Raw genomic sequence first — 24,507 nt, forward strand, 5'->3', positions numbered from 1 at the left:
GGGATTTGTGCACTCATAGCCTGAAGTAAAATCAGGAGTAATACCATAATTTGCCGGGTAATACGAGAAATTGCCGGTGTAGTTTTTGGGTTATTAAAATGAGGTTATTTGTGGGTGGTTAACTTATTGTGGATGTATTTTTGCAGTTCTAATACATTGATGGGTTTAGAATAGTAATACCCTTGGGCGTACTGGCATCCTATGGATTGAAGTATCTCATGTTGCTGCCTGGTTTCAACCCCTTTCTGGATGCACTGCATATTAAGATCTTTGGCTAATTGAATAATTCCTTTAAGAAGCATGCGCATTTTTGGGGTCTTTGTAATTCCTGTTAACAGTTGTTGATCCAGCTTGAGGTAATCCAGGGGTAAAGACAACAGTTTAGGAATGGATACTTGGGGGCTGCCAAAATTATCAAGACAAATTTTGATGCCGTACTGGTGAATCTTTTTTAGTGATTTGGTTATTTTCATGAAATGAGGCGCAATAACACGCTCCGAAATATCCAGAATAATTTGATTGTTTGCACAATGGACTTGCTTTAAATTATCGTTGAGTGAATCGAGAAATCGTGCGTCGTTTAATTGAGCTAATGAAATGTTAAGTGATAAGGCTCCATCAAATCCTGCGGAACGAATAAAGTGGTAATCGTGTAATGATTGTTCGATAAGCCACTGACTGATGACGTGAATGCACCCGGTTTGCTCGGCAATTGGGATGAATTCACCCGGTAATATCACGCCTTCTTGTGGATGCTCCCAGCGTAATAAGGCTTCAAAACCAATGATTTTATTTGTGTGAATATTGACTTGTGGTTGGTACTCAATGAATAACTGGTTTTTAGCAACAGCTAATTTAAGTTCTTTTTTGATAATTGTATTACGTTGATCTTGAATAAAGTGCAAGGAGGGTGAAAAAACAGCATAACTGTTTTTACCTGTTTTTTTTGCTTGATACATGGCCAGATCAGCATTTTTTAGCAGATCGCTGGTCGTTTCTCCGCTATCAGGGTAAAGCGCAATTCCTATACTTGCCGAAATATTCATTTGATATTCGCCAAATTGAAAACTTCGAGATAAAACCGTAATGATTTTTTCTGCAATTAATTTTGTGCAACTCACTGTAGCCTCGGGTATTAATACGACAAACTCATCTCCTCCAATGCGGGCAATAAAATCTTCTTGCCTGATACAGCGCACCATGCGCTTTGTTGCAGCCTTTAACAGTCTGTCACCAATAGGATGTCCCAAAGTGTCATTTATTGTTTTGAAATTATCCAAATCAATGAGAAGTAATCCCAGGTGTTTTCCTTTAAGCTGATGATCGTATATTTTTTCTATGAGTTGTTCTTCAAAATATTGTCTGTTGGCTATTTGCGTTAATGCGTCGCAACGGGCTAAATTGAGCATGTTTTGTTCGGTGGATTTGAGCTGGGTAATATCAGTTCCGTAAATATTGATTTGCTTGAATTCAGCCATCCAGACGAGAGTAAACAAATAGATTTTAGCGTCTGCTGCAAGTTCAATGCGAAGCACTTGATTTGTTTCTCGAGCCCTTTCGGCTTCTCTAAGTAATTGTTCAGGAATACCGGAGTACAGCTCGTTCCATTGTTTTATTACGACCTTAGCTTGTTTGTTGGCAAAAATTACCTCCCCGGAAGGCAGTATTCGAATTACCGGATTGGGATCTTGTTGGGGAATACTGGCTAAAAACTGTAAGCGTCTTTGGTTTAATAATCGTTCAATTTCTAAATTAATTCTGCTTAGAAACAAGCGAAATAATGTGTCGTGAAGACGGTTCATGGCTAATTTTCTGATGGTCATGATACTGATAAGACCGACTACATCACCATGAGCGTTGATGATTGGGCCAGCCAGGTAGGAGTGCACATTCATTTTAGTGAGCAGTTTGTCTTGGGGAAATTGGTGTTGAATGTCATCAAAATGACAGATGTTTTTTTGGGAAATTACCTTATCGCATGGTGAGAAGTGCAGTGAGTAGCTGATGTTTTTCTCTTTTTTTCCTAATGCGAAGTAACTTACGGTATGGGCAATGCGTTGATTATCAATAAGGCATACTGATGCATAATCTGCGGAGAACGCTTCGCTGATTAACTGGAGAATGTCGTCAATAACGGCGTTTAATTCGCTGTGATTACTAATTTGTGCCAGGGACCACAAAGCCCATTCGATTATTTTTTCTTGTAACACATTGTTTAGCTTGGCAAAAACCAGCGGAATCCCATGTAATTCTGTTTTGTTTATCAGTACGTTATAAGCACGTATAGGCTTTTTGGCGAGGTACTCAATCCAGGTAAATTGTTGGGTGATTCCTTCTTTAGCGAGCTTAAATGATGAGCGTGCTTTGACCCATTGTTTTTTTTGCGAGTAGGTGTTGCCTTTGAAGTGGCTCCAGAGCATTTTGTTTGCAAGCTGATTGGTTTTTTTTCCAAACAGTTTGGCGGCTTTATCATTCATAGCAATGATTCTACCCTGCAAATCAAAAGCAATAATCATGTCTTGTGAGGATCCAATCAGTTGCTGAACAGACTGATTCAGTTCGGTGATTTTCATTATCTTGTTAGATGCTCTGGCGTCGTTTGGATTCTCTGGAGTACTCATAATTTGTTTTTTCAATCAATGCTACATTAAATATAGTCATTAATTATTATTTTGTATGCAGCTCTAAACTTTCTTGAGAAATGACCGAAAAGAAAATATGAAAAAAAAATAAGTCCAAAATAAATTTTTTTAATTTTAAGCACAAATCTTGCATGTAACTTTAATAAAAATAGGCATGAGGGGGCGGCACCATGAAAAAAATTATACTAACAGCGTTCATGATGTCTATGGCTGCTGGGATCAATGCTGCAAATTTTTACGGAACAGCATTGTGCGGATATCCTCAATATGAATGCATCAAAGTTGCTTCAGGAGAGAGTTGGGATAAATTATTCCCTGATCCCGTACAGCGTGACCTGGTACAAAGGATAAATCGCAGTTATAACTATCTATGGCCAGGAAGAGAAATTGCCGTACCCAAAAATCTCGCATACGTTACGATTTATGACGTCTCACCCTTTCCTTTAAAAATTGACGGTGAGAATGAAAAGCAAATTATCGTTGATCAGGAAAAACTTGCCTGGGGGGCCTATGATGCGCAAGGTCACTTGGTGTGGTGGGGGCCTATTTCTTCAGGACGAGATAAATGTTCTGATTCTAATAAATCATGCCGTACTTTAACCGGGATATTCAGAGTATTCAGTAAAGAGAGTGTGAAATGTACTTCCAATGTGTTCCCTATAGGAAAAGGCGGAGCCAAAATGCCTTATTGCATGTACTTCCACAAAGGATTCGCTCTGCACGGTTCTGACGATATTCCAGGACAAAGAGCCAGCCATGGGTGTGTGCGGATGTTTGTTCAGGATGCCAAATGGTTAAATGAGCACTTTGTGCAGTTATCCAGTGAACGAAATAATTTTATGGGGACAAAAGTTATTGTGCGTCCGTTAAACGACAGTGGGAAAAAATCATGAAAATAACAATACGCCAACGATCAATTTCAACTGCACTAATGCTTTTATCAGGAATGCTTTATTTGATGCCTGTTGAAGCGGCTACTTCCAAGAAAGACACTGCGTCTCAGGAAAAGGCTGAACAAAAAGACAATAATAAGTTTCCTACCGGATGCACTCCTGTTGGCTTTCAGCAAAGTTTAAAGGTTTTATCTCTCTACCCAGGAAAAGAAGGCGCATTGCAATCCATGTACTTCTTTTTTAATAAATTACCGCAAACGGTCAGTTTGTATCAAATGCGCGATAAAGAAAGTGAATACTCTACCCGGATGAATCATTCCATTAAAGCCAATTCCTGGGCTGTACTGGCGACAGGGGAGAGAGAAGTGAAATTTATTTGTACTTTAGGTGATGGCAAAGCTTCTTACGGCAAAATTCTGGACTGTGCGGATACGATTAAAGTATGCGAATATGTGAATGTAAAATTTGGTTTGAATAATAAAGGGAATTTCTGGATAGTTAACAGTAATTCAAGAAACGGGGCAGTCAGTGAAGTCGTACATTATGGCATTATACCTGGGGTATAAAAAATCATGAAAAGAGGGGAATCTTCATGAAATCACTAGTACCATGGATGTGTTTAGTTGTTGCATCAGCTACTCAAAATGCCTTTGCTGATGATGGGTTTAATGCTTATCGGTTGGGTGATTACAGTAAAGCCGCAGAGCCTTTAATAAGCAAAGCGGGTCAAGATGCCGTTGCGGACTACTATTTGGGTCGTTTGTACCTTTATGGCTATGGACAGTTAAAAAATAACGATCTGGCGATGCGTTACTTTACTAAATCGGCAGAGAAAGGTTATTTACCCGCAGTGCAGTTGATGGCGAAATACAGTTTATTCCAGCTTAAAAATCCAGAAGAGGCGGCGCGCTGGTTTAAACAGGCTGCATCTGCAGGGGATGTGCAGGCACAAATGTATATGGCTGCAGCTTATTTATTCGGATATGGTGTAAAGAAAAATACAGACGTGGCCACTCGTTATTATATCGATGCGGCAAAAAGTGGTAATCCAGTCGCGCAATACGCTCTTGCAGAACAGTTTATAGACAGTCGCCACTCCAGTAATAAAAAATTAGGACTGATTTGGTTGAGCAAATCAGCAAATGGCGATAATCCTAAAGCATTAACCAAACTTGGCAGCATTTATCTTGCAGGAAAGTTAGTGCCTCAAGACGTACCCAAGGCAATTGAACTACTAAATAAAGCGGCATCGCTAAATTTTGTTCCGGCCATGTTGGAATTGGGTAACGCTGCTCTGGAACAAAAAGAGTACGATCAGGCTTTAGCATGGTTTAATAAAGCCGCCAGTCAACACAATTCAGCCGCTTACTTACACTTGGCTCATGCCTATCTTCAGGAAAAAAGCCCTATTTACGATCCTAAAAATGGATTTTTGTGGACTTTGAAAGCAGCGCAAGATGGTTCGGTAGAAGCAAAAAAAGATTTGGTTGAGTTGTATACCAAGGGTATTGGCGTGGCTCCTGATGCAACACTTGCCAGGCAGTGGGCGGATAAAGCGGCTCAGGATGCAAAAAAGCCACAGGAACTCTCGCCACAGACTCAAATGGCTTTATGGTTAAGTAATGGTACTTTGAATAAGATGGAAAATACCTCTTATCAGATGGATGGAATATTCAGTGCCTGGAATAATAAAGCAGGATTAAGAAACAATACCTATAATCCCGCACCGCAATTTGAAGTGATTACTCGACAAGAGCTCTTTAAACCAAAATTTGCCTTGACCCAACCTAATGAAATTCCTATTAACACTTATTACGATGCCTTGATCAGTAAAACAGCCGAATACAAAGACAATGAATGGAGTTTTCCTATCTATCATTTGAACAGACAAATCGAGGCACTGGAAAGAGCTTACAGTCCTGTTGTAGCCAGGAATAATTTACCAGCACCTTATATCGATGCCAGTTATTACTCCGAAAGTGATACCATTAACGGTGATTTAATGGATATTTGGATGCAGGGTTGGCAAAAACAGGTGAATTACATGGCTGTTTTTAATCAGATGTATTCCAGAGCTATTTTAGGTGATGCGCAATCACAATTTGAAATAGGTCAAATGTTTCAGTACGGTATTGGTGTTGCTCAAAATGAACAGGCTGCAATGATTTTTTATCAAAATGCTACCGAACAACAACATTTAGGTGCTGAATACAATCTCGGTATTCTTTATCTGGAACACGCAAAAAATGCAGCCGATTATCAAATCGGATTGAACTGGTTAACGGATGCTGCTTTTAAAGGGAACAAGCGCTCTCAGTATGCCCTTTCCAGAATATTGGAAAAAGGAAAAACAGGAGAAGATGGGACTGTATACATTCAGCCTAATCACGAACAGGCCATATCCATGTTGTATTTGTCTGCTGCAAATAACTATGGACCGGCAGAATATCAATTGGCAGAGCATTTAGCTCGTGAGTTTAATGACGGTTTGAGTGTTGATGTTAAAAATCACAAAATTGCATTAATCCGGCAGTTGTATCAAGGAGCTGCAAAGAATCACGTGGCTCAGGCTTTGGTGCCATTAGCTTATTACAATGCTGTGGATGCTGACAAACAGAAGCAGATTGAAGCATTTAAAGTGGCTGAAACTCAAGCCGATGCAGGAGATGAAAAAGCGGCTCTGTTGTTAGGAATGCTTTATGACCGAGGAATTGGCACAAGTGCCGATCCTTCCAAAGCACTATACTGGTATCAGAGATCAGGTCAAAATCCTGTAAGTCAATTCATTATGGGAACCTATAGCACAGAAGGTAAAGGTATTGTGCAGGATAAAGAGAAAGGGTTGAGTTTATTAAAAGAATCGGCCCAGGCTCAATTTCCATATTCCTATTTCAACTTGGCGGTAATAAAACACCAATCGCAAGAAGAATTTTTGCCTGATTTAATGACCTCATATCGTTTGGGCAATAGTCATGCGGGAATCGTATTGGCGGATTATTATTTGGCAGCGAGTAACGATACTGACAGTATGAATCAAGCCAAAGAAATCTACACAAAATTGGCTGAGAAAGGCGATCAGTATGCTCAGTTGAAACTGGCCTATATTCTGGATAAAGGTCTTGGTTCTGCAGCAAATCCTGTGGCAGCCCAACGTTGGTATCAAGCGTCAGCAGAGCAAGGCAATCCTGAAGCTCAATTTCTTTTGGGACAATTTTATCAACTGGGAGCAATGGGACAACCTGATTACGCCCAAGCTAAATTATGGTATGCAAAGGCTGCGACCCGATTGTCTAAGGCTCAGGTTGCTTTAGGGTTCCTTTATGAAACCGTCGATGATAATTATGCTGAGGCATTGAAATCTTATGAAGCGGCTTCTCATCAAGGTGATCCTATAGGCGATTATAATTTGGCGTTATTGTATGAATACGGTAAAGGCATTCCCGTTGATTATCAAAAAGCCAAGGCGTTATTTACTGCCGCCGCAGCTAAAGGCGTTGACGAGGCAATGAATCAGCTGGGTGCCATGTATTTTTATGGCTTGGGAGAACCCAGAAATACGCAACAAGCCTTAGTCTGGTACAAAAAAGCAGCAGATCTGGGGAATGGAAATGCCCTTTATTCTCTTGGCCTGCTGTCTGAAACCGGCGTTGCGACAAAGCTTGATTTTCCTGATGCGTTAAAATACTACAAAGACGCATCGGATAAAGGCAATGAAAAGGCCATGCTGGCTTTGGCAAGAATGTACCATTACGGTCTTGGTGTCGCTAAAGATCCGAAAATGTCAGCCAGTATTTATGAAAAACTTGCCCAACGACAAAATGCCTATGCTCAGTATCAATTAGGAACTTACTATATGGAGGGTACGGCAGGTGAGCAATCTCCAGCAAAAGGCAGAAAACTGTTAGAGCAAGCCAGTGAGAATGGCAGTACGCAAGCTCGAAAAGTGTTACGCCGCCTGGATGCTCAAAATCAAGCCCGGGTTAGTTATGTGGAATCCATTCAACTGAACGATGTCCCTGTTTTGGAAGGGGCTCACGCTGACCTGATTTATCTTGATGCCTTAAACGAATGGAATAGAGGCGATGAGGTCTTATCACGGATGATTTTACAACGATTGGTGACCCAGTATCCTCATTTTGTTCCAGCAAAACGTACCTATGAGCAGCTTAATCAGACCCGATTGACCCGAACCGAAAGTTAAGTCTGGGCGTGGTCTATCATGTCTTTGAGCCCCCTTGAGGGGCTTTTTTATGGCCAATTGAAAGGTAATGTGCAACATCCCAGATAGAGTGCTGAGGGATGAAACACCGTAACATTTTAAGCTAAGGTGCCTTATCTGACTATTGCCTCCTGTGCTGTTTTTATTCACAATGCCATGGAACTGTTGTGCCTGTTTGCGTTTGTATGCCGGTTCAGCTAGTTTAGCGTTTCGCAGAAGGAATAAGTAATGAGGAGGGGCTATGCAGTATGCAGTAACTTTTTGTACTTTTGATGGTGAGGCTGGGGCAAATCCCTTGTGGCACAGTTGTCTACTGCTGTCGCAGATGGATGAAAAGACTCAACAACTGGAAGTAGTTGATACATGGGGTTTTTACGGTTTACCCAGTACTAGCCAAGATAATCCTATAATCAGTAAAATAAAAATAAAGCTGGGATTGAATATCGATTTCTTTGGCAATCACGGCATGTTACGCCACGAAGAAATTCGTTATCTGGATCTTGGTCGTGGCTTACATGGAACTACGTTTGAGTTAACAGCAGAACAATTTAATTATTTGCAGCAGAAATGCCTGGAAATGGCCGCACAACAAAACAGGGCTATTACAGAATATGTTGAATCGTTTGGTATTGCAAGAAAGTCACCGGAAGAAACACGAATTTATCCTTATGAACACTGCTCTCGAGAGATTTTTAACTGGGAAAAAAAACGAGCAGCGCAACACCAATACGAACCCAGATTAAAACCCTTTGAGGTGCGCTTTTCCTGGGGCTGGTCTGGTCTTGCTCTTACTGAATCAGATACGTGTAAAACCCAAAGCCTCTTATTGTTAAAACACGTATTGTCTGATGAGCAAATCAGTCGTTTGACCGAAGGGGGCAAACATCCTACTGTGCCCAGATACAGTGGTACCATGGAAGACATTATTTTGCACAGTACTGGCCCTTTAAAACAGCATGTCAAGCGCTCAGGAGAAACAGTATACTACCGTGATTCTGAGGTTCCAGGCGTTCGGTTGTATTGGACTGTACCGCCTCAGGACGTTGACGCTCTGTCATCGGAGACGCTTAAACTATTGAACATAGATAGGGAGTACTGTGCCAAAGTGAAATCAACTGTGAGGAAACTTCAGCGGCTGGAATGGTTGTTGCGCAATGCCAAAATTCCAGAGCCTTATCATCAACACCAAGATGCCTTAGTAAAACGGTTGGTAGCTTGTTATAAAGCATTTTCCAAAATTGAACCCCAAGATACCACTCCAGCCATTTCAGGTGTTCAGGGATTTTTCTACTCATTAGTTGCTCTGCCAAGAAGTCGAGCAGAACTGCGGTTACAAAAAAAAATCAGTGCAGCAGAACTGTTATTTAATAGTCTTTATATGGCCATAGTGGACAGAATCAATATTAATCTTGATTTACCCATTGAGCCTGTTATTGGATCCGATTTGGGGGAGGAGCGGGCTGGTGCGAGCAGTAGTGCAGAGTGCGATTCGGTGGCAGATGAAAATCCTCTGGAAGCGGTTGTTAATTATTTATCGGTGCATGAACAAATGGATTTGTGTCAGATTATTGGGCGTCATTATTGTGTAGATGATGAGCTTGAGGCTGCCTCATCTCAAGACCATCATGATGATTTTAATGTATGTGCGACGCAATAGCGTCACGTTATATTTGACTATGCTTGAGCTAAAGAAGATAACATAAAAAATTTTGGCCATTGTCAGATGGCCATATCTGGATAAATCCTGTTGTTGATTGAAAACAAAACATCGCAAGGGTAAACTGAAAACACTATAACAAATTAATAGGCAGGTTAGGGTGTTTTTGAGCTTATCGGAATTACAATCAGGAATTGAATTGGCACGAAACCAATTGATCACTGCAGCGGAATACTGGATTGAGACGCAACATGATGTCGGTCTAAATCCAATTAAAAGGGCTTGGTTAACTGCGGTGAAATCACCAAACAGAGAGGAAATGCAAAGGGCGTTACAAAAGGAAAATGTGCCTCTGCTCCGAACAGAGCAGTTTGTGGCAGGAGTCTCTTCCCCTGATTCCAGCACCTCTTCACTGACAACGCCTGGGGCAGAGTCGTTTGAGGATGGATATTACAGGAGCTATTATCAACCCGTTGACGCAGAGCCTGAGGCCTATTTGTTACGTTTAAGTCACTTAACTACTGTGTTTGAACTCTTGTTCCAATTGCACGATTATTTATCTTCCTCAGAATGTTTTGTTCCTTTGAGCGCTTTAGAATTGGCGCATGCCATGGGGATTAGTATGAACCAGGAATGGTGTCATGTTAAGTCTGGTAAAGGTACAGTACATCTCTATTCCTCACGCCTGGAAGTAGCAAGAGAGCAATTTTTGCGTGCAAATACTTTTTTAGAACACATGCTTGAGATGCATCAGATCCAAATAAACATCAGAGTAAGGCAATTTGCAGCGACATTAAGCTTTTTGGTATCTACGTTATGCGCTACCTATGCCCTGGAGCATGACTCTCGCCATTTTTTGGCACGATTATTCAGAACATATCATCCATGGCATAGTCTGTTGCACCAATTGTCTGTTTCTTTATTTGGAACTGACGCTGTGATGCATCCCGATAAAAATTCAATGGTGATTTGGGATGCAAAAACGGTTGAACTGGCTGGGCTGGTTAGGAACCACATGCAAACAGCACTGGATGCAAAAGCTAATGAATTTCATCGCCTGGTGCACGCTACTCAGTTACAACTCGATGAATTTACGCGCAAATTAGAGAACATGAGCAGTAATTTGGCTGTTTCTAAACGATTGGGGGCCATGCATCAGGTTGCTGTACATTTACCAACCGGGATTGGGGGATTTTATGGTTTTTTCAATCAATTAGAACGTTTGCCCTGTTTATCTCATCGCATGGGAGGTCTGGTCGATGTTAATACAGAGGAGGTGATTGATGCGAAAGGATTTAGAAGGACCGGGATAAGTTAAAATAAAAATCCGAACCGGCAACGCCGGTTCGGGTGTTTTCGAACTTAGAGCGACGGAAACACTGGATTAAGCAGCCATTGCCTTAACACGAGCAACCAGGCGGCTTTTAATACGGGCAGCTTTATTTTTGTGAATCAAGCCTTTGCTTGCGGCTTTATCTATAACGGGCTGTGCTTTGGTAAAAGCAGCACGAGCAGCTTCCAGATCACCAGCTTCCACCGCTTTGAGCACATTTTTGATGTATGTGCGGTACATGGAACGTGCACTGGCATTGTGTTGGCGCAGTTTTACGTTTTGACGGGCACGTTTAATTGCTGATTTAATATTTGCCACTTAGAAATCTCCACTCATTCAGATAATACAAAAGATGGTGATCATGCACAATGAGTTAGAATTTGTCAATATAGACTATGATGTAACTTTAATAAATAAGGTATATCATAGGAGAAATTCATCTTTTTATGTACAGCACAATGTCAGCGACGGATATAATGATACCTAAAAGACAAAGTTTACTGCGATCAACGACTCTGGTTTCTGTGATGACTTTCGTGTCGAGGATGGCAGGATTTGCACGAGATATGGTTCTTGCTCATTTTTTTGGTGCCCAGGCAGGAATGGATGCTTTTTTTGTCGCATTTCGCATTCCTAATTTCATGCGGCGTCTTTTTGCAGAGGGAGCTTTTGCTCAGGCTTTTGTACCCGTATTGGCGGAGTATCAAAAAACTCGTTCTCCTGAGGATGTGCGTGTATTTATAGCACGTATTTCAGGCTACTTAAGTGCGATTCTCAGTGTGGTTACTGTAGTTGGAATTATTGCTGCACCAGTAATTATTTTTTTATTTGCTCCCGGATTTATTCATGACGGCGTTCGTGCTGAATTGGCTACCGAAATGTTGCGCATTACCTTTCCTTTTTTGATGCTGGTCTCTCTAACTGCTATGGCCGGCGCAGTGCTGAATACTTATGGATATTTTGGCGTTCCGGCCTTCACTCCGGTGTTTTTAAACATTAGCATGATCCTTGCTGCTTTTTATCTGTGCCCTAACTTGCCTCAGCCTGTTGTTGGTCTGGCATGGGGGGTGCTTATTGCCGGGATTGTACAGTTGTTGTTTCAGATGCCTTTTTTATATCAACGGAATTTATTAATCAGGCCTCGAGTTGTGCGTGATGATCCAGGGGTTAATAAAGTACTCAAATTAATGATTCCGGCTTTGTTTGGTGTTTCAATTGCGCAACTAAACCTAATGGTAGACAGTATTTTTGCTTCTTTTCTTCAGGTAGGGAGTGTGTCATGGTTGTATTATACAGATAGACTCACTGATTTTCCCTTAGGCGTGTTTGGCGTTGCGATTGCTACGGTTATTCTCCCGCATTTATCACGTAAGCATGCAGAAAACAGTACCGTTCAGTATTCACGCGCACTGGATTGGGGGCTGCGTTCTATTTTACTGATTGGCATTCCTGCCGGTTTGGGCTTGGCATTATTTGCAATACCTTTGATTGCCAGTTGTTTTGGTTACGGTAAATTTAATGTAAATGACATCATGCAAACTCAAAAAAGCCTTTTTACTTTGGCACTGGGTATACCCGCCTTTATGATGGTTAAGGTTTTGGCATCGGGATTTTATGCACAACAAGACATTAAAACCCCAGTCAAGATTGGGGCGTTGTCCATGTTAGTCAATACCTTGTTGTGCGCTGTATTGGTTTGGCATTTTGCTCATGCTGGTTTAACTTTGGCTTCTGCTCTGGCCGGTTATGTGAATTGTGGGTTGTTGTTGTTCATTTTATTGAAAAGAAAAGTATTTCAACCTTCTCCGGGCTGGTTGAAATACAGCATCCAGTTGGTTATTGCAAATCTGGTAGTTGCTTTTTATTTGTACTTCATGTGTGGTGATGTAAATTATTGGATGGGTTTTACACCATTTTCCCGGTTGAGTTTATTATTAGCGCATGTGGTGCTAACTGTCCTGTTGTATGTGCTTGTTTTGGGTCTTTTAGGGCTTAGACCAAGTCATTTTCGTGGTCAAGTAAAGGAATAAGAATGATGCAAGCTGATTTATTTTATGAAACACAGAATGATAGAGCCATTCCTCTTTATCTCATTGCTCAAAATCAATGGGAAGAGGGCATGGAGCATTTGAGTTCGTTAGAACGTAACTGCTTCGCTTTGCGCCAGTTTAAAGGAAAATTGGGCGATTATTGTGTTGTGTTGAATACGGATGGGGTAGTGGAAAAAGCCTACATCGGTTCGGGAAGTGGCATGCAAGAGGCTGCTTTAGCGTCTGCAGCCCTATCCTTGCCCCCAGGATGTTATCAAGTACAAGAACCTCTGACTCAAAGAGCTGCTGTGAACTGGGGTTTGGCTCAATACCGTTTTACTGCATACAAAAAATACGACGTGCAGCCTCGCTTGTTATCTGTAAAAGAAGAGCAGTTAGCGGGGATATTGGCTTTGGTACAATCCATTTATCGAGTACGTGATTTAGTCAATACACCGGCTAATGATATGGGGCCTGTTCAATTATCTTCGGTACTTGAAGAGTTAGCTCAGCACCACCAGGCGCAATTTAAGCAATGGGTTGGTGATGAATTAATCAAGGATAATTTTCCAGCCATACATGCTGTAGGGCGAGCGTCTTCTTCTGCGCCTCGTTTGTTGTCTTTGACCTGGGGTAATGATGCACATCCACGAGTTACTCTGGTGGGTAAGGGAGTCTGTTTTGATAGCGGTGGTTTGGATATCAAGCCCTCAACAGGTATGCGCTTTATGAAAAAGGACATGGGCGGTGCTGCCCATGTTATTGGGCTTGCTCAATGGATCATGTTACAAAAATTGCCTGTTCGATTACAGGTTTTAATTCCTGCTGTTGAAAACTCCATAGGCCCGGATGCCTTTCGCCCAGGCGATATCCTGACTATGCGTAACGGATTGACTGTTGAAATTGATAATACCGATGCAGAAGGTCGTTTGGTTTTGGCTGATGCTCTGGTTAAAGCATGTGAGGACAATCCTGATTTAATTATTGATTTTGCCACCTTAACAGGAGCTGCACGGGTTGCTGTGGGAACTGAGATAGCCGCTTTGTTTACCAACAATGATCAGTTGGCAGCTGACCTTACTGCTGCTGCCCACAAAACGCTTGATCCGGTATGGCGTTTGCCGTTATTTCCTGCTTATGATGAATTACTCAATTCAAATGTTGCCGATTTAGCCAATTCAAGCTCATCTCCCTATGCAGGAGCTGTAGTTGCCGCATTGTTTTTGCAGCGCTTTATCACAAAAACCGTACCTTGGGCGCATTTTGATGTGATGGCTTGGAATACCAGTTCCAAACCAGGTAAACCTGAAGGGGGAGAAGCCATGGGGCTTTGTGCTGTAGCGGAATATTTAGTGCAGTTATACGGTCAAAATTAACAAAGGAGATTTTTATGTTCATCACGTTTCGTTGTGATGCTTATGAGGACATCACCTATTTTAATGACGTAGCAAAACGATTGCTCACCTTAATGGGGCACAGTGGAACCGTTCCCGGAGCGCTTACCTCTGGCGAGGTGTCTGAAGCGTTACGTAATTTGCAGCAAGGCCTAGGTATAGAGCAAAGTAAGAGTAATTCCCGACGACAGGATGATGACGAAGATCACGAACCTGAAATTGGTCTGGCAAAACGTGCCGTTCCTTTACTAAGCCTGTTGAAAGCTGCTGAAAAGAATAATGTTGCTGTGCTGTGGGGTGCTGCAAAATCACCGCATTTGTAGTTGGCGCAAAGGCAACACTCTGTTTTCCTGCCCCGTTTGAGCGCTGCGCTGAACGGGGGCAGGATTTATCAAGAATAATGCTTAAAAACTTGAGGTGCTTTTCAAGAATCAATTTTATGGGTGTGTAATTCGTAATTTCTCGAACGGTATTCTTTATAATGCTGTCTACTGATTTCTTTTTCACTGTCTTTGTTGCTAACCAGCTCCATTATCCGTTTAAATTTTCCATGAAAGAGAGGTACTGTGCTCGCCATATTTAACAAGATATCGTTAAATCCTCTGGGTTCTTTATCATAGCCAATCTGGATAGGTGGGGGAGGCTCTGGGCCTTCGCCTTGCAAATTATGAGGGATAAAACTGTCATCACGAAAAGTCCATAAAAGTTCATCAAGATGTTCCGCTTCCTGTTGGTTATTGCAACAGACAAAAACACGATGCCCCTTCATGTAGGCTTTTTCTAACAAACGGCATGCGACCAACCATTTTGCTTCAGGCTGGTCACTGGCTAATAAATAAAAATCAATGCGAATTGGCGACATGACGAATCAACTGTGTAAGTAGGGGGACAGGTCTGCCCGTAGCATTGCGTTTTTTTCCAGATATCCATGCAGTTCCCGCAATATCCAAATGTGCCCATCGGTATTTTTTGGTAAAGCGAGACAAAAAACACGCAGCGGTGATGCTGCCAGCAGTTCGGTCGAAACCGGCATTAATCATATCGGCTAAAGGACTGTCCAATGCGTCTTGATAGGCTTCATCCAAAGGCATGCGCCATACTTTGTCCTGGCTTTCAAGAGCGGCCTGTTCGAGTAATTTAGCCAATTTATCATCTTCGGTCATGAAACCGGTTGCAACAGAACCCAGAGCCACTATCATGGCACCTGTAAGCGTTGCGATGTCGAGGACAAATTCAGGATTATACCGTTCGGCATAGGTTAGTGCGTCTGCCATGACAAGACGACCTTCAGCGTCGGTATTGATGATCTCAACGGTTTGCCCTGACATACTGGTTACAATATCTCCGGATTTGACCGCAGCACCGCTTACCATATTTTCTGCACTGGCGATAAGGCCAATGACATTAACCGGCAGTTTTAAGAGGGCGCATGCTTTTATGGTGCCCAGCACGCTGGCAGCGCCAGACATATCATATTTCATTTCATCCATGGCATTGGCGGGCTTGATAGAAAGTCCACCTGAGTCAAAAGTAATTCCTTTACCTACCAAAATAATGGGCGCCGCATCCCCCGCTCCCTTGTATTGAATATCGATAAGCCGTGGCGGTTCGCTACTTCCCTGGGATACCGCAAGAAGAAGCCCCATTCCCATGCTGCGCATCTCATCAGGACCCATGACCTTACAGTTTATCGAATCATAGTGCTTGGCTAATTCAAGAGCCTGCTCGCCTAGATAAGTTGGTGTGCAAATATTGGCGGGCATATTGGCCAGATGCCGGGTCATTTCAACGCCAGCGATTACGGCTTTGCCTAATTCCAAAGCCTTTTCACTTGCTCCGGGTAAGTAAAAACGAATTGATTCCAGTTTGTGGAATTTGGGATTATTCTTTTTAAAATCGAGAAGCTGATAACGGATGTTGTCTATCTGCACCACCATCTGTTCCAATTGCCATTCTGCAGAATGGTTGCTTAATTGAGGCAGGCAAAGCAGCGCCGAAGTGATGCGTTTTTTAATTAATTCATCCGATAGTTCTGCAATGCGTTTTTGCAGCACTGATGCTTTGAATTCATTTTTTTTGCCGAATTGAATAACCAAAAGGCTGTGCCCCGCCAAATCCGATTGCCAGACGGCACCGCCTGGTTCTGTTGCTTTTTGGCTAAGTCTGGTTATTATTCCATCGTGTTCTTTATCCAGCTTGATTGCATAATCCGGCAGTTCTGCGTCAGAAAAAATACCCAAAACAAGACATTCACTGGCATTGAGTGCGGGTTTTTGGGTGAGTCCGTAATTCATAATATGCTCCAGTTACCCCTTAAAGACATTTAGTTTACCTAATCTGTTCGAGCAATGAAACCAACATTTTATTGTGATTTTCGTACAAATAGCCCTTCTTGAATTTTCATCCTCTTCGGTCTTTATGGTATCCTGAACATCCAGGCCGTATCCGCCATCCTCATGATAGGGGTATTGAGTGATAATTTTTCGCTATTTAACCAAAGAAGTTTTTTTAACCCTGATTGCCTTAACTGCAATTTTAACCCTCATTTTTATGAGCAATCAGTTCGTTCAATATTTGAATCGTGCTGCTTCAGGAACTATTCCTGGCGTGATCATCATGAAGCTCATGATGCTGGAGATGCCTAATCTTATGGGATTACTTTTGCCATTAGGATTTTATATTGCATTACTTTTGGCCTATGGGCGATTGTATGCAGAAAGCGAGATGACGGTAATGGTTGCGTGTGGTTATGGACCAAACCAGCTGTTGAAACACAGTTTCATTATGGCAACTGCTGTAGCCGTTGTTGTGGCTGGGATTATGATTTGGGCAAGTCCCCTGATCGCTACAGAACGAGCCAAACTGTTGAAATCAACGGGATTAAAAACACTAATCCAAACCATCATGCCAGGACGATTTCATGGTGTGAATGGCGGTCAGCAAGTGTTTTATGTGCAATCCATGAATAGAGAACATACTAAAGCCGAACAAGTCTTTCTGGCTAAAACTTCGGTTCAGAATAACCGAATTCAATGGGATATTCTTTGGGCTGATAAGGCTTTTGCCGAGATGGACCCTGCTACAGGGGAAGAATACCTTGTATTACAACATGGCAAAGAATATCAGGGGATTCCAGGGCATGCCGATTATCAGGTTGCCCAATTTGCTGAGTATAAATCTCGGTTACCACAACCCGTTGTTCACATTAACCAGGATATTCGTACTGCTAAAACGTTTAGTTTGTTGCCCTTTAATAATCCTGATTTGGACAAAGCGGCAGAACTGCAATGGCGATTATCCATCCCTATAATGGTTTTAACTTTAACGTTAGTGGCTGTGCCCTTAAGTCGAGTCAGCCCTCGAACCGGTAAATACGCCAAACTCTTACCTGCCATCGTCGTTTATATTTTGTATGCCAATTTTATGTTTGTCGCACGTGACGCAATAGCATCGGGCAAAATTCCTTTGTGGATAGGTATGAGCTGGATTCATCTGGCCGTGGCTTTACTGGGGCTTTTTTTAATCTGGCGTAATCGGGTGAAATTGGCATAAGTATGAAAATAATTGATCGTTATATTGCAAAGACAGTTCTTTCGGCCATAGGTTTGGTCACGTTGATGCTGGCCGGCTTGCAGGTATTTATCCTGTTTGTGAATCAGCTTGATGAGTTGGGACGGGTTGATTATGGGATTGTGCAGGCTGCGGTTTTTGTTTTTTTGCAAATGCCTTATCAAGTGTATCTTTTTTTCCCTATGGCCAGTTTACTGGGTTGCCTTATTGGTTTAGGGCTAATGGCCAGCCATAGTGAGCTGGTTGTCATGCGTGCTGCTGGAGTATCTATTGGACAAATAACTGCAGCAGTATTAAAAGCATCCATAGTTGTGGTGATTTTGGTTACTCTTTTGGGAGAAATCTTAACACCAATCATGTCTCATTATGCTAATGATTATAAAATGGCGGCATTAAGTGGAGGACAATCCTTAAGAACGCCAAGAGGAATATGGTTGCGTTACGGCTCTGATTTTATATCAATTTCTTCCGTTGAACCCGGTAATGTCTTAAAAGATGTATATCAATTTCGTTTCGATGAACATCATAACTTGTTGTTTGCCCGAGAGATGAGAGAAGTACGTTACGACAACCACTTTTGGATGGCTTATGATGTGAATCAAACGGAATTTGCATCGGATCACACCACTGCACGTCGTCTGGTTTCGCTGCCTTGGGATGCGCCTGTTAAACCGCAAATACTAAAAATTACGGGCTCTAATCCTGACGAAATGACCTTGCATGAATTAAATCGTTATTTGCGTGAACAAAAACGCAATCAGCAAAATGCGCAAAATTATAAAGTCGCTTTTTTGCAACGCATTATTCAACCGGTAACCACTATGGTTATGATGTTATTGGCAATTCCTTTTATCTTCGGTCCTTTGCGGTCTTCCACTATGGGTTCAAAATTATTGGTAGGAGCTACTGTTGGATTTGCCTTTCATATTTTGAATCAATTTTTTGGACCAGTAAGTCTGGTATTCCAATGGCCAGCTGAAATCGCCGCATTAGGGCCTACAGCCATTTTTGCCTTAATTGGATTTTATTTGATGAGACGGGTGAAATAATGGCCGTATTCAGGCATGTGATTGAATTGCTCGTGAATCCTTTTTTTCTGTGTCTGTTGGTGTTGGGAACTAGCGTTTATTGGTTGTGGTTTCGCTCATGTTCTGGACGGGTTCGTAGCGCGTTACTTGGGGTATTTTTGGTACTGCTATTCATGAGTACAGGCTGGTTGCCAAGGTACCTGACCTTTCGTTTAGAGTCTCACTACGCCGCAGTCCATCAGGTAGATACGGCTGTAAGATGGGTTGTCGTTTTAAGTGGTGGACAATCTGTAGTTTCCGGGTTACCGCCTAATGATTTACTGTCTTCTGCCAGTATGAAACGCTTAGTTGAAGGAATCAGGTTGCTGCGATTATTGCCCAAAGCACGGTTGGTTTTGTCTGGCGGCGGCTCGGCAGGCGAACAACCTGAGGCATTGCTTTTAGCAGAGTTGGCTCAATGGTTTTCAGTGCCCGATGACAAGATAGTACTGGAAACACGCTCCATTAATACAGCAGATCAAGCAAGGGAGCTGGTGGCTTTGGTTAAGCAAGAACCCTTTTATCTGGTGACTTCTGCCGTTCACATGCCTCGTGCTATGGCTTTGTGTCAAAAACAAGGGCTCCACCCAATTGCAGCCCCTACTGATTTTACTTTTTTTTGGAGTACCGACAGTTGGTCTAAACTGGTGATACCTAATGTCTATAATCTGGCTTATTGTTCCATTGCCTTGCATGAGATATTGGGTGGCTTATGGGCTTTTGTGGTCAGGGAACGATAAGCTGCTTCCCTGATCTGACTGTATTCAACGAGTCACCTTAAACGGAGCAGCTTGCGACGGACTCAGATGCGTCATCACTTAATTGAGTAAGTGAACCATCAAATCCTGATTCAAAATCCACACTGCGTTGTATGTATCGGGCAAACATTCCACAGCTACTGGCCAATCCCTGGTCTTCTGGAGACACATGTCTAAGGCCTATATGTTTTATTGGTGATTTATCTATTGCCCCTCGGAGTTTTGTAAATAATTCAGGGGGTAACGTGTTCAATAAATTATTATGGAGAAACAACTCGCTCAAGTGAGGAAGGGCAATCAAATTTAGAATGTATTGAAATATCTCCTCATTGAGGCAACATAAATACAAAGAAGTCTTGTTAAGACTGAGTGATGTGAGGGATTTATTTTGTTCTACTGCCTCATAAAAAGCGGACCAATTGTGTTTATCCCATTGATCAAGGCGAGTATCATCCAAAATCAGTTGATATGATTTTCTCACTTTGTTCAGGAACAGGGTCATTTCCTCCTCTTTCATACGCCCTAATTCACTTTTTTCAAAAGTGATTTCAGGGGAAAAAACTCTAATACAGAAGAGCAGGATAATTTTTTTATCAGTTGGCAGTTGACTGATGGCATCCAGGGTGGCGGTCAACCGTATTGGCTGAAGCGGTTTTTCTGTGGTTTGATGATAGAATGTCGCAATAATTTTTGCTGCATGCCAGTCCTTTAAGGACAAAAATTCAATAGGCTCAGGCAGTGCATATTCATAACATAGTGCAGTTAAAGCCTGTAGAAAATTGGAGCGGGTAAACTGATGTTTACTTAAGCACATTTTTTGTGCCATGAGAACAGATTGTTGGCCGGATTCTTTTAACATAAGCGAGTGAGGGGACTGGTATCCCATGTAATACAAAACCAGATCGTTTAACGTGGTTTGTTTTTCTATCCCCTGCGTTTCTGAATAGGATAATAATGCTTTGATAATGTCGTCGCATTGTTTCAAACTGAATTTACTGAAATTGTCAGGCATAATTCTCTCCTTGAGCGCTAATGCTTTAAATCATTTAAAATGGTTTACAGAGGGACTAAATCCTGTTCAGACTATATGGATCCGTCATTAATATCAATTAGCAATGTTGAGAAAAAATTCTGGGGTGCTTAAACGGACTGACCCGCCGCCCACCCGGAAGACCAAGCCCATTGAAAATTGTATCCTCCTAACCAGCCAGTGACATCTACTGCTTCTCCAATAAAATAAAGCCCTGGAATTTCATTGGCTTCCATAGTTTTTGAGGATAGGGCATGGCAGTCTACGCCACCTATAGTGACCTCAGCCGTGCGATATCCTTCAGTTCCATTAGGTTTGACACTCCAGTAGTGCACTTGCTGAGCTATAGTCTCCAAATCACGGTTGGCTATTTCAGACAGTTTTTTTTGCGCCAGCGTTTTAGGAATTAACACCTCAATAACTCTTTTGGGTAAATAATGGGATAGCACGGAGTTTATTTGTTTTTGGGGGGATTGAACTCGTGCTTCTTTTAATAATGTCAACAGTTCATGCTCTGGCAAGAGATTAATTTGGATTGTTTCGCCAGGATGCCAGTAGGATGACAGTTGGAGCATAGCAGGGCCGCTTAATCCCCTATGAGTAAATAATATGGATTCACGAAATTGATTGCGTTCATTAGTTGCCAGGCTATCAACACCAATTCCTGATAATACGGATAAGCGTTCTTTGTCTTGCACATCCAGAGTAAATGGTACAAGACCTGCACGAGTAGGCCAAACTTTGATAGCGAACTGCTCTGCAACCTTGTAGGCAAATGGGCTGGCTCCCATCGTTGGGATAGAAAGACCACCAGTGGCGATTACCAGCGATTGGCACTGCACAACTCCTCTGCTGGTATGTACCGAAAATACTCGATCACCGACTTTACGAATTTTTTCAATGGATGTATTCAGGTGGATCTCTGCCTTGGCCTGTGCACATTCAGCCAGTAACATGTCTACTATGTCTTTGGATTTATTGTCGCAAAATAATTGCCCCAGGTTTTTTTCATGGAATGGGATGTGATGTTTTTTTACCAGATTGATAAAATCCCACTGGGTATAACGGGATAGTGCTGATTTGAAAAAATGGGGGTTATGCGATAAATATTTGTCAGGCTCTATATAGTAATTGGTGAAGTTGCAGCGTCCCCCGCCTGACATTAAGATTTTTTTTCCTGCTTTATTGGCATGATCTAAAACCATAACACGACGGGTGCGTTTACCAGTCTCAATAGCACACATCAAGCCCGCAGCTCCGGCACCAATAATAAGAACATCTATCTCTTGCATTTGGAATAACGCTCTTTATAAATCACAAAGTGGATTCTATAGCCAAATTTAACGCATAATGTACCATTATTTGTTTTATGAAACCATGGTTTGATGAGTTTACCTAAGCACTCTTTGGTCTTGATGAAATGGATTGTATCTGAACATAGCCTGTTTTTTTATGTTTTTGTTGTTCTTTATGATCAAATAAGTTACAATTAGACCATTTTGAATAATTCAATTTACCCCAAAAAGCTGAGGATAATTCTGATGATAATAGATGATGTACGTAAAACGATGATAGAAAAAAACAATGATCTTTCAGATACTTCGATACATACCGGTGAAATCAATACTGTTGCAGAAGTGGATCAGTGGATAGAATTATTATCAACAGAATCTTTAAAAATAAATGGAATACGTATTACTCTGAACCCAATAGTTGCTGATTACTTTATTACAAAATTCATTGGAATGGAAAACAAACCTCAGCTGAAACGATTAGAGTTACCGAAGATTAAGTTGCTTCATTTTGTTTGGCAAAATTTCTTTGCAGGATTAAATGCTTTTACAGAACTTGAGTTTCTTGGTCTTGAACACAGTAATTTTGATTACGAGTTGGATCTTGATTATTTAGGCGCTTATTTAAAAGATAATCCATCATTAAGACAAATTGATTTAATTTGCGAACAGACTATTCTAAAACCAATAGTTGTTCATCCATCAGGGTTATCCATGCAAGTGCCTCCCGATCCGATCTTTAAATCGGGCAAACACGCCAAAAAATTATGTGATTATTTGCAAACTAATAAACATTTAATGGAGTTCAAATATGGCGCTATTTTCGATAGTATATCGAAGACAATTTTAAGCCCTGAAATACAACAAATACTCGATGCCAACGGTCAAGCCATTCAACGTTCTCACGCTATTATGAATGCAGTGCATAGCTTAAAAAATGAATATCATTTGAATGGAATAATTAACCGTTTTCAAGTCTATTTGCAACAGAGCATTAAAAACTTAAAAGACAACCATCAAGCAATAGAGCTTGGATCCAACGGTCAGCCTGTTTGTTTGAATCTAATGTTTGTGCCCTTAAAGGAGATTTGTAATCTTTTTGAATTGGCAAAAGAATGCAAAGAATTTAATGAGTCTGCTTTGAAAGACAAATTGCATAATCAGATTAAGTATTTCGGAACGCAACACGCTTTGCTTTCTAAGCTTTATAAATTACGTGGTCTTGAATCCGAAGCCAGTGATCATGACAAAGTTGTATTACAGAGTTTGCGGCAAGATATTCTTAATTCTTGGAATAAGGCTGTGGCCATTGAGGACAGTTCGTTGCGAAATAAAGAAATGGAAGTTGTAATTAAGAACATGATAGCCGGATGCCAGACAGCAAAATCAAAGGTTAACGATAAGACCAGTAGCGCATTAATTAAAAATATAATATTGATTCTAGGTTCTCTATTAACTTTAGGTATTGCATTAGGGATTTATGCCGCAGTGACCAAAGAATCAAGAGCAGCACGAGGGAGCTTTTTCTATAAAGACGTGGAAATAAGTAGCCCCGCTATTACAGAGGTGGAAAATAAACTTAAGGATTTCGCTGAGGATTCTGAAAAGTATTATGCTGACCTCTTAGCTCATTAAACCGCAACAGCCAGTAATCGTAGCCTGTATTAGACGTAGTCGTAATACAGGTTTCACCCCATCAAATAATTCCCTTTTTATATCAATTTGATAAAATCATCTCGTCCAACTTAGGTAAGCATTGCATGGTACGATACCGCAGAGAGTACACACCTGGCGCCACCTATTTTTTTACATTAACTTTACTAGACAGACAATCTGATTATCTTACCCTAATTAAAAACGGAATAATCGATGAGGATTGAGGGCACAAAGATGAGATCTCCTGTATTACGACGTTGTCTAATACAGGCTACAATTACTTTTTAAAAGCCTGTAGCCTGTATTAGACAACGTCGTAATACAGGTTTCACCCCATCAAATAATTCCCTTTCTATATCAATTTGATAAAATCATCTCATCCAACTTCGGTAAGCATTTCATGGTACGATACCGCAGAGATTACACACCTGGCGCCACCTATTTTTTTACATTAACTTTACTAGACAGACAATCTGATTATCTTACCCTAATTAAAAACGGAGTAATCGATGAGGGTTGAGGGCACAAAGATGAGATCTCCTGTATTACGACTTTGTCTAATACAGGCTACAATTACTTTTTAAAAGCCTGTAGCCTGTATTAGACGCAGTCGTAATACAGGTTTCACCCCATTAAATAATTCCCTTTTTATTTCAATTTGATAAAATGATCTCGTCCAACTTAAGGAAGCATTGCATGGTACGATACCGTAGAGATTACACATCTGGCGCCACCTATTTTTTTACATTAACTTTACTAGACAGACAATCTGATTATCTTACCAGGCATATTGACCATTTAGGTACTGCCTTTCGCAGGGTTAGAGCAAAAACGCATTTCATGACTCATGCTCTTGTTGTTTTGCCGGAGCATCTTCATTGCATATGGCAATTACCCGTTGATGACACAGAGTATTCAAAACGAATAAGATTAATAAAAACCTATTTTACGCAAGCGTTAATAGCG

19 protein-coding genes are annotated in these 24,507 nt (G+C 41.4%); 13 read left to right on the forward strand and 6 right to left on the reverse strand.

Annotation, left to right across the window (positions count from 1 at the left end; all coding sequences use genetic code 11):
- Positions 1-104: 104 nt before the first annotated feature.
- On the reverse strand, positions 105-2,621 hold the full coding sequence (locus Lwor_RS05600; protein ID WP_058492917.1) for a sensor domain-containing phosphodiesterase: 2,517 nt from the start codon (positions 2,619-2,621) through the stop codon (positions 105-107).
- A 191-nt stretch (positions 2,622-2,812) separates the two neighbouring features.
- On the opposite strand from Lwor_RS05600, the gene Lwor_RS05605 reads away from it, so the two are divergent.
- The 5 genes from Lwor_RS05605 (at position 2,813) to Lwor_RS05625 (ending at position 10,729) form a co-directional block, all read left to right on the forward strand.
- The gene (locus tag Lwor_RS05605) at positions 2,813-3,535 is read left to right on the forward strand and encodes a L,D-transpeptidase (protein WP_058492918.1); all 723 of its coding nucleotides are present in this window, start codon (positions 2,813-2,815) and stop codon (positions 3,533-3,535) included.
- A 2-nt stretch (positions 3,536-3,537) separates the two neighbouring features.
- Positions 3,538-4,101 carry an endopeptidase IV gene (locus Lwor_RS05610; RefSeq protein WP_415582891.1) on the forward strand — a complete coding sequence of 188 codons (564 nt, stop codon included), beginning with the start codon at positions 3,538-3,540 and terminating at the stop codon, positions 4,099-4,101.
- Positions 4,102-4,127: 26 nt separating this feature from the next.
- Positions 4,128-7,736, forward strand: a complete 3,609-nt coding sequence (locus Lwor_RS05615) for a tetratricopeptide repeat protein (protein WP_058492920.1) — start codon at positions 4,128-4,130, stop codon at positions 7,734-7,736.
- Positions 7,737-7,995: 259 nt separating this feature from the next.
- The gene (locus Lwor_RS05620) at positions 7,996-9,411 is read left to right on the forward strand and encodes a hypothetical protein (RefSeq protein ID WP_058492921.1); all 1,416 of its coding nucleotides are present in this window, start codon (positions 7,996-7,998) and stop codon (positions 9,409-9,411) included.
- A gap of 160 nt (positions 9,412-9,571) precedes the next feature.
- Positions 9,572-10,729 carry a hypothetical protein gene (locus Lwor_RS05625; RefSeq protein ID WP_058492922.1) on the forward strand — a complete coding sequence of 386 codons (1,158 nt, stop codon included), beginning with the start codon at positions 9,572-9,574 and terminating at the stop codon, positions 10,727-10,729.
- A gap of 66 nt (positions 10,730-10,795) precedes the next feature.
- On the opposite strand, the gene rpsT is transcribed toward Lwor_RS05625, so the two are convergent.
- Positions 10,796-11,062, reverse strand: a complete 267-nt coding sequence (gene rpsT / locus Lwor_RS05630; protein ID WP_058492923.1) for a 30S ribosomal protein S20 — start codon at positions 11,060-11,062, stop codon at positions 10,796-10,798.
- Positions 11,063-11,202: 140 nt separating this feature from the next.
- On the opposite strand from rpsT, the gene murJ reads away from it, so the two are divergent.
- Genes murJ through Lwor_RS05645 form a run of 3 tightly spaced genes read left to right on the forward strand, consistent with a single transcriptional unit; the run spans position 11,203 to position 14,491 of the window.
- Positions 11,203-12,774 carry a murein biosynthesis integral membrane protein MurJ gene (gene murJ / locus Lwor_RS05635; protein WP_058492924.1) on the forward strand — a complete coding sequence of 524 codons (1,572 nt, stop codon included), beginning with the start codon at positions 11,203-11,205 and terminating at the stop codon, positions 12,772-12,774.
- A gap of 5 nt (positions 12,775-12,779) precedes the next feature.
- A complete protein-coding gene (locus Lwor_RS05640; RefSeq protein WP_058492966.1) occupies positions 12,780-14,150 on the forward strand; it encodes a leucyl aminopeptidase family protein in 1,371 nt (456 codons plus the stop codon).
- A 14-nt stretch (positions 14,151-14,164) separates the two neighbouring features.
- A complete protein-coding gene (locus Lwor_RS05645; RefSeq protein ID WP_058492925.1) occupies positions 14,165-14,491 on the forward strand; it encodes a DUF1840 domain-containing protein in 327 nt (108 codons plus the stop codon).
- 101 nt (positions 14,492-14,592) lie between these two features.
- Here the strand turns inward: Lwor_RS05645 and Lwor_RS05650 are convergent, their stop codons facing one another.
- Both Lwor_RS05650 and Lwor_RS05655 read right to left on the reverse strand, forming a co-directional pair.
- Positions 14,593-15,030 carry a DNA polymerase III subunit chi gene (locus tag Lwor_RS05650; protein WP_058492926.1) on the reverse strand — a complete coding sequence of 146 codons (438 nt, stop codon included), beginning with the start codon at positions 15,028-15,030 and terminating at the stop codon, positions 14,593-14,595.
- Entirely contained in the window at positions 15,011-16,462 is a 1,452-nt protein-coding gene (locus Lwor_RS05655; protein ID WP_058492927.1) for a leucyl aminopeptidase, read from the reverse strand. Before Lwor_RS05655 ends, Lwor_RS05650 begins: the two co-directional genes overlap by 20 nt.
- 178 nt (positions 16,463-16,640) lie before the next feature.
- On the opposite strand from Lwor_RS05655, the gene lptF reads away from it, so the two are divergent.
- From lptF to Lwor_RS05670, 3 genes are read left to right on the forward strand one after another with little or no spacing between them, the layout of a single operon-like run.
- Positions 16,641-17,720, forward strand: coding sequence for an LPS export ABC transporter permease LptF (gene lptF, locus Lwor_RS05660; protein ID WP_058492928.1), 1,080 nt, complete (start codon positions 16,641-16,643; stop codon positions 17,718-17,720).
- Positions 17,717-18,787 (forward strand): LPS export ABC transporter permease LptG, encoded by a 1,071-nt coding sequence (gene lptG / locus Lwor_RS05665; RefSeq protein ID WP_058492929.1) that lies wholly within the window; start codon positions 17,717-17,719, stop codon positions 18,785-18,787. Before lptF ends, lptG begins: the two co-directional genes overlap by 4 nt.
- Entirely contained in the window at positions 18,787-19,545 is a 759-nt protein-coding gene (locus Lwor_RS05670; protein ID WP_058492930.1) for a YdcF family protein, read from the forward strand. The genes lptG and Lwor_RS05670 overlap by 1 nt, the downstream gene beginning before the upstream one ends.
- A 37-nt stretch (positions 19,546-19,582) precedes the next feature.
- Here the strand turns inward: Lwor_RS05670 and Lwor_RS05675 are convergent, their stop codons facing one another.
- Both Lwor_RS05675 and Lwor_RS05680 read right to left on the reverse strand, forming a co-directional pair.
- Positions 19,583-20,575 (reverse strand): leucine-rich repeat domain-containing protein, encoded by a 993-nt coding sequence (locus tag Lwor_RS05675; protein ID WP_058492931.1) that lies wholly within the window; start codon positions 20,573-20,575, stop codon positions 19,583-19,585.
- Between the two features lie 128 nt (positions 20,576-20,703).
- A complete protein-coding gene (locus Lwor_RS05680; RefSeq protein ID WP_058492932.1) occupies positions 20,704-21,885 on the reverse strand; it encodes a BaiN/RdsA family NAD(P)/FAD-dependent oxidoreductase in 1,182 nt (393 codons plus the stop codon).
- Positions 21,886-22,134: 249 nt separating this feature from the next.
- On the opposite strand from Lwor_RS05680, the gene Lwor_RS05685 reads away from it, so the two are divergent.
- Both Lwor_RS05685 and Lwor_RS13945 read left to right on the forward strand, forming a co-directional pair.
- Positions 22,135-23,520 (forward strand): hypothetical protein, encoded by a 1,386-nt coding sequence (locus Lwor_RS05685; RefSeq protein WP_058492933.1) that lies wholly within the window; start codon positions 22,135-22,137, stop codon positions 23,518-23,520.
- Positions 23,521-24,237: 717 nt separating this feature from the next.
- A partial coding sequence (locus Lwor_RS13945) for an REP-associated tyrosine transposase (protein WP_193786613.1) occupies positions 24,238-24,507 on the forward strand: 270 nt, incomplete at its 3' end.

Source organism: Legionella worsleiensis (genome assembly GCF_001467535.1).
Classification (GTDB): domain Bacteria; phylum Pseudomonadota; class Gammaproteobacteria; order Legionellales; family Legionellaceae; genus Legionella; species Legionella worsleiensis.

Excerpts from the sequence above, each read along its gene's own strand:
- Lwor_RS05600 (WP_058492917.1), bottom strand. The coding sequence starts at position 2,621 with ATGAGTACTCCAGAGAATCCAAACGACGCCAGAGCATCTAACAAGATA.
- Lwor_RS05605 (WP_058492918.1), top strand. The coding sequence starts at position 2,813 with ATGAAAAAAATTATACTAACAGCGTTCATGATGTCTATGGCTGCTGGG.
- Lwor_RS05615 (WP_058492920.1), top strand. The coding sequence starts at position 4,128 with ATGAAATCACTAGTACCATGGATGTGTTTAGTTGTTGCATCAGCTACT.
- Lwor_RS05620 (WP_058492921.1), top strand. The coding sequence starts at position 7,996 with ATGCAGTATGCAGTAACTTTTTGTACTTTTGATGGTGAGGCTGGGGCA.
- murJ (WP_058492924.1), top strand. The coding sequence starts at position 11,203 with ATGTCAGCGACGGATATAATGATACCTAAAAGACAAAGTTTACTGCGA.
- Lwor_RS05640 (WP_058492966.1), top strand. The coding sequence starts at position 12,780 with ATGCAAGCTGATTTATTTTATGAAACACAGAATGATAGAGCCATTCCT.
- Lwor_RS05645 (WP_058492925.1), top strand. The coding sequence starts at position 14,165 with ATGTTCATCACGTTTCGTTGTGATGCTTATGAGGACATCACCTATTTT.
- Lwor_RS05650 (WP_058492926.1), bottom strand. The coding sequence starts at position 15,030 with ATGTCGCCAATTCGCATTGATTTTTATTTATTAGCCAGTGACCAGCCT.
- Lwor_RS05655 (WP_058492927.1), bottom strand. The coding sequence starts at position 16,462 with ATGAATTACGGACTCACCCAAAAACCCGCACTCAATGCCAGTGAATGT.
- Lwor_RS05670 (WP_058492930.1), top strand. The coding sequence starts at position 18,787 with ATGGCCGTATTCAGGCATGTGATTGAATTGCTCGTGAATCCTTTTTTT.
- Lwor_RS05675 (WP_058492931.1), bottom strand. The coding sequence starts at position 20,575 with ATGCCTGACAATTTCAGTAAATTCAGTTTGAAACAATGCGACGACATT.
- Lwor_RS05680 (WP_058492932.1), bottom strand. The coding sequence starts at position 21,885 with ATGCAAGAGATAGATGTTCTTATTATTGGTGCCGGAGCTGCGGGCTTG.
- Lwor_RS05685 (WP_058492933.1), top strand. The coding sequence starts at position 22,135 with ATGATAATAGATGATGTACGTAAAACGATGATAGAAAAAAACAATGAT.